This window comes from Paraburkholderia sp. BR10923 (assembly GCF_040948765.1).
Lineage (GTDB): Bacteria > Pseudomonadota > Gammaproteobacteria > Burkholderiales > Burkholderiaceae > Paraburkholderia > Paraburkholderia youngii.
Genome location: NZ_JBFPKO010000057.1, coordinates 1 through 14,418 on the forward strand (window position 1 = coordinate 1; position 14,418 = coordinate 14,418).

Annotated in this window: 10 protein-coding genes and 5 pseudogenes; 3 read left to right on the forward strand and 12 right to left on the reverse strand. The window is 61.3% G+C overall.

Annotated features, from left to right (window positions below):
• Window positions 1-311: 311 nt before the first annotated feature.
• The 5 genes from AB3X94_RS39920 to AB3X94_RS39940 all read right to left on the reverse strand — a co-directional run bounded on the left by AB3X94_RS39920 (window position 312) and on the right by AB3X94_RS39940 (window position 5,479).
• Window positions 312-1,124: a hypothetical protein gene (locus AB3X94_RS39920; RefSeq protein WP_368594137.1), complete on the reverse strand. Its 813-nt coding sequence runs from the start codon at window positions 1,122-1,124 to the stop codon at window positions 312-314.
• Between the two features lie 152 nt (window positions 1,125-1,276).
• Window positions 1,277-2,056, reverse strand: a complete 780-nt coding sequence (locus tag AB3X94_RS39925; protein ID WP_368594138.1) for an integrase — start codon at window positions 2,054-2,056, stop codon at window positions 1,277-1,279.
• Window positions 2,057-2,060: 4 nt separating this feature from the next.
• Window positions 2,061-2,246: a DNA-binding protein gene (locus AB3X94_RS39930; protein WP_368614351.1), complete on the reverse strand. Its 186-nt coding sequence runs from the start codon at window positions 2,244-2,246 to the stop codon at window positions 2,061-2,063.
• A 207-nt stretch (window positions 2,247-2,453) separates the two neighbouring features.
• Window positions 2,454-4,892: a DEAD/DEAH box helicase family protein gene (locus tag AB3X94_RS39935; protein WP_368594140.1), complete on the reverse strand. Its 2,439-nt coding sequence runs from the start codon at window positions 4,890-4,892 to the stop codon at window positions 2,454-2,456.
• Between the two features lie 68 nt (window positions 4,893-4,960).
• Entirely contained in the window at window positions 4,961-5,479 is a 519-nt protein-coding gene (locus tag AB3X94_RS39940) for a hypothetical protein (protein ID WP_368594141.1), read from the reverse strand.
• Window positions 5,480-5,703: 224 nt separating this feature from the next.
• On the opposite strand from AB3X94_RS39940, the gene AB3X94_RS39945 reads away from it, so the two are divergent.
• The gene (locus AB3X94_RS39945) at window positions 5,704-5,847 is read left to right on the forward strand and encodes a tyrosine-type recombinase/integrase (RefSeq protein ID WP_246392541.1); all 144 of its coding nucleotides are present in this window, start codon (window positions 5,704-5,706) and stop codon (window positions 5,845-5,847) included.
• Window positions 5,848-6,045: 198 nt separating this feature from the next.
• Here the strand turns inward: AB3X94_RS39945 and tnpC are convergent, their stop codons facing one another.
• Both tnpC and AB3X94_RS39955 read right to left on the reverse strand, forming a co-directional pair.
• A complete protein-coding gene (gene tnpC / locus AB3X94_RS39950) occupies window positions 6,046-6,417 on the reverse strand; it encodes a Tn3 family transposase post-transcriptional regulator TnpC (protein WP_368594142.1) in 372 nt (123 codons plus the stop codon).
• A gap of 6 nt (window positions 6,418-6,423) precedes the next feature.
• A pseudogene (locus AB3X94_RS39955) lies at window positions 6,424-9,089 on the reverse strand (Tn3 family transposase); the annotation flags it as partial.
• Window positions 9,090-9,134: 45 nt separating this feature from the next.
• Here AB3X94_RS39955 and AB3X94_RS39960 point away from each other — a divergent pair.
• Window positions 9,135-10,232: pseudogene (locus AB3X94_RS39960) on the forward strand (IS3 family transposase); the annotation flags it as partial.
• Between the two features lie 117 nt (window positions 10,233-10,349).
• Here AB3X94_RS39960 and AB3X94_RS39965 read toward each other — a convergent pair.
• Complete coding sequence (locus AB3X94_RS39965) at window positions 10,350-10,505, reverse strand: hypothetical protein (protein ID WP_176112029.1); 156 nt, start codon at window positions 10,503-10,505, stop codon at window positions 10,350-10,352.
• A 257-nt stretch (window positions 10,506-10,762) separates the two neighbouring features.
• Window positions 10,763-11,062: a hypothetical protein gene (locus AB3X94_RS39970; protein ID WP_368594143.1), complete on the reverse strand. Its 300-nt coding sequence runs from the start codon at window positions 11,060-11,062 to the stop codon at window positions 10,763-10,765.
• Between the two features lie 425 nt (window positions 11,063-11,487).
• On the opposite strand from AB3X94_RS39970, the pseudogene AB3X94_RS39975 reads away from it, so the two are divergent.
• A pseudogene (locus AB3X94_RS39975) lies at window positions 11,488-11,904 on the forward strand (Lrp/AsnC family transcriptional regulator); the annotation flags it as partial.
• Between the two features lie 5 nt (window positions 11,905-11,909).
• Here AB3X94_RS39975 and AB3X94_RS39980 read toward each other — a convergent pair.
• From AB3X94_RS39980 to AB3X94_RS39990, 3 genes and pseudogenes are all read right to left on the reverse strand, one after another.
• Window positions 11,910-13,044: pseudogene (locus AB3X94_RS39980) on the reverse strand (branched-chain amino acid ABC transporter substrate-binding protein).
• A gap of 283 nt (window positions 13,045-13,327) precedes the next feature.
• A pseudogene (locus AB3X94_RS39985) lies at window positions 13,328-13,668 on the reverse strand (SDR family oxidoreductase); the annotation flags it as partial.
• Window positions 13,669-14,180: 512 nt separating this feature from the next.
• Window positions 14,181-14,418: hypothetical protein (locus AB3X94_RS39990; RefSeq protein WP_368614352.1), on the reverse strand; the 238-nt coding region annotated here is incomplete at its 5' end.

Below are 14,418 nucleotides of genomic sequence, written 5' to 3' on the forward strand. Positions count from 1 at the left end.
ACAAACTCTCGGTGAACGTGTCGGCGCCGCCCATGATCTCCAGTGGGCAAGTGGTGGTTCATCTATCAACGCTTCACGAACTCTGCGCGATGACGTGTTTCAGCGGTACTTCAGCAACCTGTTAAGGCATTATCGTCATACCGGTGCGAGCACATCAACCGGCTCGGGGACTATCTGCTGGATTTCCTGCCTTCCATGCCTTCGCTCGATCCAACCATCGATTTCGCCTTTAAGTCAGCCGCTTACGTCCAGATGTGGCGGATTTAATGAATCACGGCCAACCCTCTGATGTGAGGTACCGTGTGCGTTCCTCACGACGACGGGCCTCCGCCGCCTGGCGTGCTTGCTGCTCCCCTTTTTTCACGAATGGCACGATGAGAGGCGACCCTTGATTCGATTTCGGATATTCGACGGCGCTTGGGCAAATTCAATTGCTTTGCACTCCTACGATCCTCCAATTTGAGAAAAGCGTTTCGAAGCGTTCGCTCCGCTTCACGGCTGCGTCCCTGTAGCGGCATGCGCAGTTTCGCCCGCATTTCCTCAACCGGCAACTCACGTAACGAGGGATCAAAGCGACTGTCTTCGCTCCCGCTGGATTCTGGGGCCAATAATGACGGGCTGACCTCCGCGGCGGCGGCGAGCCAATCCGCATCCAGCATCAGAAACTCGGCCAGTGCTACCTGTGCGGGCATCAACGCCTGTAATCCCGCAGGCACCGGCCGTTCGATTTCATCATCGTGAAGCTCATCATTCCCGTGTCGGGCAAGCCACCCAAGATAAAGCGGGCGAGCATCGCCGGCGAGCAACTCGTCGCGTACAGGCAGCAGGCGCGTCATCCACCCCGCACCATCCATCTCCACCGAGAAGCGGGCATGTTCACCCGAGTCATCGTTGAACGACCAGTCGAGGAGGCACCAGTCATCGACGTCCATGGCCTCGAATGCTTTCTCGAAACGGGAGCGCCTCTTTCGTCCAGCCTTGACGTAATCGCGGATGGTGGAGTAGACATGGGCATCGAAATATTGCTGTACCCACTCGAGCGGGTCGCCCTTGAGGTTTCCCCAGTGATATTCGTTGACGAAGCTCGAGGCGGTGATCGTGGCCCGCGTGGAGAAACTGCGCAACTCTGCCTGCTGGGTCGCCGTAAGCAGTTGGTCGACGCACGCATTCCCGTTGCGAAGCGCATGGTAGACAAGAAGGTGAATGTGCTGGCCTGCAGCGCGTGCGTTTGTTGGCGCGCTATTGTGACGTCCTTTCGGGACGGGACGCGGCGCTTTCAGCCAGCCGCGCCCGCGACGCCCAGCCGCAGCCGGTAATCCATCAAAAGCTGCTGCTGCGCTTCGATCTGCGCGGCCAGCTTCGTCAAGTCCGCGTTGAGCGAGTCGCGAGCCTCGGGTACCTGGAGCAGCTCGGCAGACCGCGCATCGGCTGCCGACTGCGCTGCATCGCGCTCAGCCTCGGTGCGGGCCTGATCGGTGAGCGCACGATTGAGGGCGGACTGCAGCGCCTCGCCATGTGCCTGCTGATCGCGTGCGAGCCTGGGCGTGGCCGTTGCTTCTGCGACGAGCCGCTCGTTGTCCCGGTTCAGCTGTGTGATCTCGTTCTGCCGGACGATGGCCGTCGGGTTCGCCTGGCGTAGCTCAGCCTGCACCAGCTGGACCTGCTGCTCATGTCGGTGCGCTTCCTGTTCGCGCTGCTCGCGTGCGGCCGTACGGAAGTGCTCAAGGGAATTGCGCGCATGCACGAGTTTGGCCTCAAGCGACAGGCGGAAGCCTTCCTGCTCGGCAAGGCGCTCGGTCTGGTCGCATACCTGCTGGGTGCGCCGCTCGAGGTCCAGGTCGCGCTGATGCAGCGCCACGCGAGTCCCGGCGTGCGCCTCCTGTTCCGCAGAAAGGGCGGCGGTCTCGCCAGAGAGTAGCTCCCGCGCCGTGGCCAGCTCAGCGCCGAGCCTTGCGATTTCGGACTGCGCCTGCTGGCGCTGCGCAGCCGCAGCGGCGGCCTGCTGGTCGACGAGGGCTTGTGCGTCTTCATGCAGGCGGGCCGCGAGCCGGGCCACCAGATCATGGATCGCGTCCGAGAGCGACCCCGGCGCGTGTGAGTGACGCGCCCTCGTCTTCCTCCAGTTCCTTCAGGTACCGGTGGATCGTGGTTTTCGAGCCCGTGTTGCCGAGCGCGATACGTATCGCCTCGATCGATGTGTGCTGCCCCCGCGCGAGCAATGGGTCGTGGGCGCGCTTAACGTCCATGCGCGTAAGACCGGTGCGGGCCATCTGCTTCCTCACTCGAATAGTGTACTGTATTACGTACCATGTATATACGTACCACTGCACGCGATCAAGAGCGGCCTGATGTGAGCATTACTGGTATGTGATAAAGGCGGGTTATCGGATGTGAGGTCCAAAAAATTGCCGCCGCCTGCAAATGGTACGGAACGTGGATCGGCAGCCCCGATTTCAGGCCAACGGCAGCTGGACACCCTCTCCGGGCGTGAGGATCTGGTAGCCCATTGCCCGGTAGCCGCGCTGGCGCTTCTCCCACATGCGCTGCAGGGCCGGATGGCCGCCGTCAACGTAGTCGATCACCCGTACGCCGGTTTTGCCCGCATGTTCGCGATGCAGTCGGCCGGCGTACTGCTGCAGCGTGCCCTTCCAGGCCACCGGCATGGCCAACACCAGCGTGTCCAGTGCCGGGTGGTCGAAACCTTCGCCTACCAGCCGGCCGGTCGCCAGCACGACGCGGGGCGTGTCACCGGCCAGCGCGTCAAGGGCCGCGAGCTGTGCCGCACGCGCCTTTTTCGCGAGGCGCCCGTGCAGCACGAACAGCGGCTGCACCGCGTCTTCGAGGGCCTGCTGCAGGCTTTCGAGATGGTCTGTCCGCTCGGTGAGCACCAGCACGTTGCGTCCCCGTGCGTATTGCTCATGAATGGACGTGACGATCATGTGCGTGCGCGATGCGTCCTGCGCGAGACGCGCGAACACCTCCTGGATCGGCGCCTCGGTCGTAACGTCCACTACGGAGGTGAGCCTCTGCGGGAACACCTCGAGCACCTGCGGGGCGCTGGCCGGAGATTTCGCCGCATGCCGGATCGGCCCGCACAGCATGAACATCACGGGCTGCTGGCTGTCGCGCCGCACCGGCGTGGCAGTCAGGCCCAGCACGTAGCGCGCATGAACTGCCTTGAGCACCGCCTCGAAGGAATCCGCCGAGACGTGGTGACATTCGTCGACAATGACATGGCCGTAGTGCCGCAACAGCTCGCCGCGAGCACCATCGGGTGCCACCGACTGCAGCATCGCGACATCGATCCGGCCGGTCGCTTTCGACTTGCCGCCGCCGATCGTGCCGATCGCGCGCGCGTCGAGTGCCAGAAACGATTGCAAGCGTTCGTGCCACTGGTCAAGCAGCTCGCGGCGGTGCACGAGTACGAGCGTCCTGACGCCACGCCGGGCAATCATTGCCGCCGCCGTCACGGTCTTGCCGAACGCCGTCGGCGCATGCAGGATGCCGTTGTCATACTGCAGAAGGTCGGCGACGGCCGCCTGCTGGTCGTCGCGCAGCGTACCCGCGAATGACACCGCAACGGGCTCGCCCGTGCAGCGCTCGTCGCGGATGTCGCAGGCGATGTCGTTATCGCGCAGCAGCGTCATGACGTCGTCAAGGCATCCGCGCGGCAACGCTATGTGGCGCGGGCAATTCTCGGCGCGCCCAATGATGCGTGGCTTGTCCCATACGCTGAAGCCGCGCGCCTGGGCCCGGTAGAACTCCGGATTCTGGAAGGCGGCCAGCCGGATGAGCCGGTTGAGCAGTGCCTGCGGAAGCTGCGCCTTTTCAAGATAGAGCTGGTTCGCGAGCGTCAGTGTGAGCGACGCCGGCATCGTTCCGGCCAGCCGCTTCGGCTGCGCCGGCGCTGGCTTCCACGGTTCGGCCTGGTCCTCCTCGGCGATGAACGCGACGTCGAGCGGGTGCGCACCGCCCGTGGCGCGAAAGATCACCCCCTCGATGTCGCGGCTGTCCATGGTTTGCACGGACGCGAGATACGACCACTGATCAGCGTACGGCTGAAAGCCGTCATCGACAAACACGCTCCAACCATGCTCGCGTGGCTGCTTCTGCAGCGGCAGGGCAATGAGGTTGCCGAAACCGCCTTTGGGCAGCACATCCTGGTTTGGAAAGAGCCGGTCGTAGGACGTCAGTTCGAGCTGACGGGTCCGGGCACAGGTGTGGCTGATGATGGCAGAGCCCATCCGTCGCGCCTCGCGGGCAGCAACGGCCGACGAGAAAAAGATCCACGCGTGCGCGCCATTGCCTGAACGCGAGATTTCGAGCGATACCGGCACGTCCATCTCGAGGCAGGATTGCCGGAACGCCTGCGCATCTTCACGCCAGCCTTCCTCGTCGAAATCGACAGCCAGCAGGTAGCAAGTGCAGTCCGGCATCAGCGGATAGAGGCCCACCGTGCGATCGCCGGCCAGGTGCGCATAGACGACCTGGTCATCCAGCGTCAGCAGGACACGATGCCCGCAGTCGGCGCACCGGATGCGGGGCTTCTCGCAGATCCCGGCGCGCCACTCGTTGGCGCACGCCGGCGCGTAGCCCGACTTCCCGGAATTGCGGCTTTCCCAGCGTAGCGGATAGACATCCGTGCGACCGCGAAAGAGCCGCCGGAAGAGTTGTACCTTCTGCTCGGGCGAAAGTACGGGCGCGCCCGTGTTTCGCACTGCTGGCGATGGTTCGTTCCGGGTCACCCGCACGGGCTTTGCCTGCGCCTGCAGCGTTGCCGGCAACAAGGCGGTGAGCCGCACGATTTCGGCCTGCAGGCGGGTGAGCTCCGCGAGCAGCTCCTCGCGTGTGAAATTTTCCCAGTCTGCTTGTAGCAGCTTGCCTTCGTTCATCGCTTCACCGACCGAAACCCTGGCTCCGATCGAGCACGCCGGCTGGCGCACACGTTCGTTGTTGCATATCATCGTCTCCGATACAGATCACCTGATTTTACCCACGAGCCATGTCTGCCATCGATCGCTACGTCCAAGCCGCGACGCGCGAAAACACGCGGCGCAGTTACCAGTCCGCACTCCGGCATTTCGAGGTTGAGTGGGGCAGCTTTCTGCCCGCGAGCGCTGACATGATCGCGCGGTACCTTGCCGATCACGCAGAAACCCTGTCTATCAATACCCTGCGCTCGCGGCTTGCAGCGCTTGCGCAATGGCACCAGACGCAAGGTTTTCCGGATCCGACGAAAGCCCCGCGTGTGCGCAAGGTCCTCAGAGGCATCGTCGCGCTGCATCCCGCAACCGAGAAGCGGGCGAAGCCCATGCAGCTCGCGCAGCTCGAAAAGCTCACAGCCTGGCTCGATGAGCAGATCGTCGGACAAGCAGACGAGCGCGAGCGCCTCGCGTGCATTCGCAACCGGGCCCTGGTGCTGCTGGGCTTCTGGCGCGGCTTTCGTTCCGACGAACTCAGTCGGCTGCGGATCGAGCACGTAGCCGTTGAGGCTGGCCGCGGCATGACGCTGTACCTGCCGCGCACGAAAGGCGACCGCGCGCAGCTGGGCACGACCTTCAAGGCCCCGGCGCTTTCACGCCTGTGTCCGGTGACGGCTTACGAGGCGTGGATTGCGGCGTCCGGCCTGACGGAAGGGCCCGTGTTCCGGAGCATTGACCGCTGGGGAAACATCACGACGAGGGACTGCATGGGGGCAGCTTCATGCCGCTGTTGCGTGCGCTTTTTTACGCGGCAGGCCTGGCCGCCCCGGACAGTTACAGCAGCCACTCACTACGGCGGGGCTTCGCAACGTGGGTCAACTCGAACGGCTGGGATCTGAAAATGCTGATGCAGTACGTTGGCTAGAAAGACGTGCGTTCCGCGATGCGCTACATCGACTCGGCCGATCCGTTCGCGCAGCACCGCATCGAATCGGCACTCGCGACGCCAGGCGCGGACAAGCAGGAACTACCGGTCAACGCATTGCCTGCGCCATAACCGCTGGCTCGAGGCACACTCCACGTCCCCGTGACGGATACGTACCGGGAGAGATTCGCTGCAAGCTCAATCGCGATCCGGGCCAGCCAGATCTTCATGGCGTAGAGCTTCGAGCGGGCACAGCACATCCCGGATCGATAAAAGCCCGGCGACATGGTGATCGATCTGGTCGAGCACGACCTCGATCTGTTCGACAATCGACGCGTCCCGGGTTATTGCCGCGAAGTTCGCACCATTGACGAGTGCATGCGCCATGCCATGCAGGTGAAGCAGATCGTCCCGCAGGCCTTCCGGATCGTTAAGGCCTGTGCGCAGTTCGTCGAGTGTATCCACCGCATCGAGCACCCGCGTCGTGTCATAGTGCGCCTGCAGCGCGTCCAGTGCGGCGGCATCGACCTCACCGTACGGCGTGGTGGCTACCGCTGCTCTTGCACTCATCCTGTGTTACCTCATTTCGTCGTCAGGCCGGGACCCCCTACCAAACAGGGCATCGTTAATCCAGCTTCGGACGGGCGTTCCAGATGCAGCCGGTAGCGCCCGAAGCGGCGAATGTTGTGGGTCGCATACGGGCTCACGAATTCAATGTCCTCGGCGCGGACCTTCTCGCCCGCGGTCACCATGTCGCGCAGGGCCCGCATCATGTCCACCGTGTTTTGCAGGATCACGGCCGATGCAATGAGGTCATTGTAGCGTAGCCGTTTTTGCTGCTCTTCCGGTTCATTCTCCGCGATCACATCACCGCCGAACGATAGCCACTTCGCGAAGCCCTTGTAGGACTCTATCTTGTTGGTGTTTGCCGTCACGTCCTGGCGCAGTTCCCGGCTGCCGATCCATTCAAGCAGAAAGACCGTACGTACGACTGCCGAGTTCGCGTGCAGCGAGATACAGACGGTTCTTGCGGCTCTCGGACCCAAGGCGGCGCAGCAGCAGCGGCGAAGAGATCGTTCCAGCCTGGATCGACCGCGCCACCTGCCTGAGTTCCTGCCAGTGCCGCTCGATCAGCACCCAGTCGATGGTCGCCGTGAAAAACTTGTCGATGTGCCCGTACTTAGCGTCGCTGTCAGGACGGTACAATACGAGGTCCTTCCAGTTGCGGATTCTGGGCATCAGCTTGATGCCGAGCAGATGGGTGAACGCGAACACGGCGGCTGATTGTCCCTGCGTATCCGCATGCACAGTGTCGGCCTTGACGGACAGGCCCGCCTTGAAGAGTCCTTCGATTACATAGATCGCTTCCCAGACGCCCGGCGGGATGAAATGCCGGAACACCGCGATGTAGTTGTCGGCGACATGCCGGTACGCGACTGCGCCCATTTTCCGGTAGCGGAAGTGAGCCGGCCAGCAGGTTGTTGTCGTAGAAGTCGTACTGCGTGCCGCCGGCAGCGACCGTTTTGCCGTCGCCCCAGTGTTTCGGCAGATCGAGCCGCAGGCACAGTTCAATCAACTCGCGCTGCGCGGCCTCGAGCTTGTCCAGACTCATGTGCCGACGGTTCACGAATGACAGCATGTGCGCCGTCACGTCGGTATCGAGATGGCGTGCCGCCTGGGTCGGGCCCAGAATGCAGCCTATCCCGAAAATCGTCAGCAAATACCTCGGCCGGCTTGCGTATCTGCGGATCGATTCCGGACAACGGTCCAAAGCGCCGGGTAAAATGCGTCCAGTGCTCAATGTTCGCGAGAACGTCGAGCACGTTGCGGGTCGGCAGCCGTGCATTGATCCGCTCCTGCAGGGCGATCGCGCTGGCCGGAATTTCCCGTGACATGTTCGCGCTTGCGCGGATACTCGTCGTCGAGCTTGCGCGCCGCGTCGGTCAACCACTGACGCAGTTGAGCGACGAATTCGCTGCCCGTTTCCGGCAGGCCGACTTTCGCGCAGTAGTCAGGCAACTGCTGCTCACACTGCCGCCACGGCAGCAGATAATCGCGATAGTCGGCGTAGGCATCGGACCCGGACACGCACAGGTCACCGACGCGCAGCTCCTCCGCCATATACGAGAATACGCACAGCTCAAGAAGCGCCGGTTGGTCGGCGCCCCTTCACCGTGTGCGCGGCGCACAAGCTTGCGCCAGCGTGCCGCTGCGAAACTCAGGTCGACACTGGCGTCGATCCATTCGCGATGCAATGTTTCACTCTCCAGCACCACATCGAGAGCATCGAGCAGCGTGCGCACCTGACTCGTGGAGTCCCATTGAAGCGCGCGGGCGAGACGCATGAGGACCGAACGGTGCGCCCGGAAATGCTTCCAGAGCAGCGGCAGGTCATTGCGGCCGCTGAATGCGCGGATCTCGGCACAGCTTTCGCGCAGCGGTTCGAGGTCGCCTTTCGGTGCAAGCCATTGTCGTATGGACTGGGCGATCGTCTTTTCGTCGGCCTCGTCAGCAAGGATGTCGACGACATCGTCGAGCAGGACCACGAGATCCTCGACCTTCTCACGCTGCCTGCGCTGAACGATCTCCAGTTCGTCGCTCGCGCGCTTTTGGATCGCACCCATACGTCGCACGAACATGTCGGCGAGATCGTCGCGGGTGCGCACACGCATGCGACTTAGCAGCGCCACGATCAGTGTGTAGCGTTTGTCGGGAAGGGTGTCTTTCCTGAGAGCGGACGCGTCGAGCGCCATCGCTTGCATGGCCAGTGAGCGCAGCTTTGATGCTGGAACGCCGGCGAGTGCGACGGTGAAGCCGCCGATTTCATCGAGCCAGGTGATCTGGTCAATCAACAGGTCCAAGTGCTGCCGGGATGGGCGCCTGGCGTGGCGCTTGATGCGGTTGTAGGCGCTCTGCCGGCTCGACAGGTCGCGGGCCAGCAAGCGATCGAGATCACGCTTCTGTTCATCGGTCAGGCGTCCTGCGACCCGCCTGAAAAGCCGTGCCTGGGTCTTCGCATGGATCTGCTCGGCAATCCGGTCCAGCGTCGAGAACGCCGGCAGTTCGACGTTCTGCGCCATCAGGTCGTCGATCGTGGCGTTGATGATGTCAACCGGCTGGTCCATGGACAGTGACGCAGTATGTGCGGCGCGCGTCGCAATCGTGCCCGCGTCGGTGCCGTAGTACGGCTTGACACCGAGGTACTCGCGCACCGCAGCGTAATGCCGGAACAGCGTCGGCGATGCCTGCGTGTCGTAACCGAAGCGTAAGGAATTTGCCGCTACCCTCAGCACGGCGTGAATCCGAACCAGCTGTTTCATTGGTGCAAGCTCTATCAAGACGGTAGCCTCTCTGCGGTCAGCGCTGGCGAAGAAGTCGTGCCGGCTTCGGAGTTGGCCAACGCGCTCAAGCAAATCAGGGAATTGCAACGGCTACTGGGCAAGAAGACCGTCGAAGTCGAAATCCTTCGCGAAGCCGTGGAGTATGGCCGGGCAAAAAAAATGGATTGCGCGCTCGCCATCGTTGCCGGGGGACGACCAGTGAAGCAGGTTTGCGACGTTCTCGGTGTGGCGCGCTCAAACGTGGCGGCAAAGCTTGCTCGACCCGCTGATTGGCGGGACGGGCGGACGGCTCGACAAACCGACGACGCTGAACTGGTGGAGGAAATCCGGCGCGTAATCGCTGACTTGCCGAGCTGGGTTTACCGCCGCGTGTGGGGCACAATGCGCAGCGAGCGGGAGCGCCAGTGCGCGGCTTCTGTCAATGCCAAGCGGGTCTATCGCGTGATGCGCGAACATGGCTTGCTGCTTGAGCGCAGGCCCAAGCCGCCGCGCCCACAGCGTCGGCATGATGGCAAGGTCGCCGTGCCCAGAAGCAACCAACGCTGGTGCTCCGATGGTTTCGAGTTTCGTTGCGACAACGGCGAGCCGCTGCGCGTGACCTTTGCGCTCGACTGCTGTGACCGCGAGGCCATGAGCTGGACGGCAACGACCGGTGGCCATAGTGGCGACGTTGTACGTGACGTCATGCTGGCGGCCATTGAGCATCGCTTCGGCAACGTTTCGAAAGCGCCAGAGCAAATTGAATGGCTCAGCGATAACGGCTCGGGTTACATCGCCGAGAAGACCCGGACCTTCGCCTCGGACATTGGACTCAAACCGCTCACGACGCCTGTGTGCAGTCCGCAGAGCAACGGCATGGCCGAGAGCTTCGTGAAGACGATGAAGCGCGACTACGTGGCCTTCATGCCCAAGCCAGATGCAGCGACCGCTGCTCGCAATCTGGCCGTCGCGTTCGAGCATTACAACGAGAAGCACCCGCATAGCGCGCTGAAACATCGCTCGTCACGCGAGTTCCGACGTAGGACCGATTCATCAACCTTGTGAGGCGGTGTCCGGACGTATGGGGCAAATCCACTCGCTTTCTTCATCACCTTCGTTCTGCCGCCGCTTACCGTCAACCTGACAAATCCGTCAGGGCTGCAGCGCCTACGCCCGTCAGCGTTACAAACAAATCTTCCAATCACCCTTTCCGATTTCAAGGAACAAACAGTCGTCGGACCACCCATCCATTTCCGCTGCGACTGCAGGCATAGCTCCAACAAGCACAGTCGCCGCCATTAAACCAACGAATACCACTTTTTTAAGCTTCTTGCGCATGTCAATCCCCATGAATTGAAAACAAAACTTTATGACACTTCGATACTGGCCTACAAAATCAGAAGATCTTCAATTAATGCGGGTGTATGAATGCATACAGCAATCAATCCTAGTACGGCACTCGATTCTCTAGCTAATGTCTCCCGGAAAGGTAGACGCTAGTTGAGCCAGTTTATATACCAAGGCATAGGACCACCAACTTCAACTCGTCATCGCTTGATCAAAATCAAGCCCTATCGATAGGAGGGCGATTTCACTCAGGCCGATAATGCCTCGAGCGGCAGCCGCTTTCCGATGTCAAGATCGAACCGGCCGTATGGATTGGTATGGGTGTAGATCGAGGGCAACAGCGTGCGGAAGTCGGCGGCCTGCACCATTGGCCACCAGCGTGGCTCTGCCAGTACACACTGGATCATCAGCGTGTCGACGTACAACTGGTTGCGGGTTTCGGCGGTATTCGAGCGGTTGTCCGTTGAAGATGCCAATGATGCATGAAGAGCCCTGCGTGGCAAGATCGCCTGGCGAAGTGATGGCCCGAGCGGCGACGTGATTGACATGGTATCGAAGCGCGTGGCCGCGGCGCAATGCGCCGGCGAGGTGAGAACAGGGCCGCCCTTAGGCGTAGAGCAAAGTAATTATGTCACTGGCCAGTGTCCAACAGGACAGCGCGTGCGCCCTTGAATTGACGACTTTGCTTCGTTGCGCTGCGAAGGAAAGAAGTCAACTCACATCAGTGCGCAGTAATTCTGTCAATTGGCCTTCGCCTGAGACCATCGCATCTGCTCCCGCGAGGTGGACTTCTTGGTCTGCTTTCCATGAGCGTCAAGCCGCTCACTTTGCCGCGTCCACGCGACGCCTGTTGCCACGATGGGTTCTCAGGCGACGGTCGACGCTTTACAGGCGCAGGACACTCACTGCACGAGCAGCAATCGATTCGGTTTAGAAGCGAAAGGGGCAGAGACAGGCTTGCCTTGATGGCGATCTTCCTCAGAACGAACTGGGCGCACGCGTCAACCTGTCTACGGCCGCCGTCAATCGCAGGTTGCGACGGATGTCGGACGAAGGCGTCATTCGCAACTACGCTGCTATCGTCGCGCCCGAAAAGGTCGGCTATCCGCTGACGATCGTTGCGACGGTTGAGGTCGAGAGCGAGCAGATCCATCTGCTCGATTCGATGAAGCGCACTTTCGCACAATGCCCCGAAATCCAGCAGTGCTACTACGTCGCGGGAGAATGGGACTTCGTGCTGCTTCTGACGGTCCACAACATGGATAAGTACAAGGCCCTCACGCGGCAACTGTTCTTCTCAAACAACAACGTCAAACGCTTCAAGACGCTGGTGAGCATGAACAACGTGAAGGTGGGGCTCGGTGTACCCGTGGCTCCCGAGGGAGGCTAAGACCGTCAACGTATGACTGACTTGTCGGTCCAGTCGCCCTGATCAAATTGGCGCACGGTAATTGCGCCGTTACGGATATCCCCTTTCTCATCAAACTGGATGGGGCCTGTCACACCGTCCAGCTTCGAAGCCCGCAGCTTCGGGAGATACAATTTAGGATCTGTCGATCCAGCGTCCTGCATTGCCTCCGCCATCGCGAGCACGCGTCGTAGGCGTAAGGGGCGTATAGCTGCACGGGAACACCAAACCGCTGCTGATAGCGTTTGAAGAATTCAGGTCCTTGCGGCATCTTTGCAGGCGGCACGCCCGCCAGTGCGCAGTAGACGTCCTTATCCATCGAGGGCCCGGCCAGTTTGATGAACTGAGGCGTGCACGCTTCGTCACCGGCAATGAACTTCACCCTCAAGCCAAGCCGTTGCGCCTGCTGCACGAATACCGCAGCTTGGGTGTCGCCACCCGTGAAAGCAATGCCGTCTGGCTGACGGCTCTTGATGGTGGTGAGAATCGCCATCCAGTTCGTTGTCTTGTCGGTACCGCATTCACGGCCGACCACGTTGTCTCCGGCACCCTTGACTGACTTTTCGATCTCATCGGCAAGACCTTGACCGTACGCCGTGCGACCATCGACGATGGCGATATTGCGCGCACCCAGATCGTGGACCAGATAGCCTCCGATGACAGAGCCCTGTCTCACGTCATTCGCAACCATACGGAACACGTTGGTGAATCCTTGCTGCGTGAGCTTCGGATTGGTTGCCGATTCGGTGATCATCAGAACGCCTGCATTCGAGTAGATCCTGGAGGCGGGTATCGATGTCCCAGAGTTCGCGTGACCAACGACACCTGCTACGCCATCATCCACCAGCTTCTGGGCGACGGTTACCGCCGTTTTGGGATCCGCGGCATCGTCTTGGGAGTCGAGCACGAACCTAACGTTTTGCCCGCCAATCCGGATCTTTCTGCTGTTCAATCTTCGATTGCCATTCGCACACCGTTTTCATCATCCTTTCCGATGTGGGACAGTTCACCTGTAAGCGGGGAAACCTGCCCGATCTTTACCGTCAAATCCGCGTGGGCCGCGAGAGGTTGCAGGACAAGCGTCAGAGACGTGAGACATATCGGTGTCCAGGGTGATTGCATGGTCGTACTCTCGATAGTTTGGCTGGGAATCGGATCGACAGAACCTACGACCCGTTGGGCAAGCAACATTGCGCTGGCCTGTAACTATCCTAATGACGAGAGCCGGTAGCCGAAATCGGTCACGGTGACACTTCTGCAAGTTACTATCGAAATAAGGGCACGTTTCGATATCTTTTCCCGTCGCCCACTTCCTGGGCAGCGCCACTTTCCGGCAGCCTGAGCTTTCGCGCCGCTATCAAGCTGAGATGCACCTGGCCCCTTTCCCGTGGGGCCGGACATCTTGCTACGACGTGCACGATTCAAATGGAGCAGGTAAGCCCCCATCGACCCAGATGGCCTGTCCCGTGTTGTACGCCGCGCCGTCCGACGCGAGAAACGCGACCGTTGCCGCGATCTCTGCGCTTGTGCCCTACCGGTGCATCGGAACGCTTTAACGACGCTCTTCGGTAGCGGGAAGACTGTCAATCTGTTGATAATGGCGCCCGCGCGCTGTTTCTTCATGTGCGGCACGACGAGGCGGGTCGGTCGAGCCACGTTCTGGAAGTATGTGTCGATTCCCTGATGCCACTGCTCATCGGAGAGCTCGAGGAGCGCAGCCCTTGGACCGTACTCTGCGCTGTTGACGCTGCTGCCCATCTTGAGACGAAACGCATACACGAACCCCGAGGTCGAGCCGTAGCCCCATCGCGGTACGAGTCACGCCCATCCCGCCGCCGAGCAGTTCGATCGCCCTCAACAGCCTGATCCGCCGGCACTACGGCCGCAAGCTCATGCCGGTCTCGCTGACGAACCGCCGTGCCAGCGCACAGGCCGACATGCCCAGCACGCGCCCCCAATCTTCCGGGCCGCGCGGGTCTGCCGGGTCCGCTTAAAGCGTCTCGCAAAGCGTCGCGAGCGCGCAATCTCTAGGCCATGGCAATGCCGTCGGGTGTGGCCGGGAACGCCGAAGGTGCTAGAGAATCAGAGCAGTGATCCGACCGGCGTAGCCATCGTCTTGGCGTCACTTCGATGCCTGCCGCTTCAACGATCAGTGCCTTCAGCAACGGCGAAACCGCGAACACCATCGGTGTCGTGCCTGCGAGCGCGCCGCCGGTCTCCTCCGTGATCCAGAGACTGCGAAACTGGACGCCGAGCCGTCAACCGATCTTGGCCGAAGGCCCGTCCGCAACCATACGGCTTGCTCCGGAGAAATCCCGGGCGAGCCGCCCTCCGATATCACAGTCAACGCGCCGGATATCGCATAGACCATCTAAGGCATTGCTGATCAAGTCCACCGCATAGCTACTCGGAGCGTTATAGAGCGGAGTGGATAAGGAAGGCAGAACAGGATGAAGCAGCAGACGCTGGCGATGGCAGCTGACGAAGGTGCGGGTT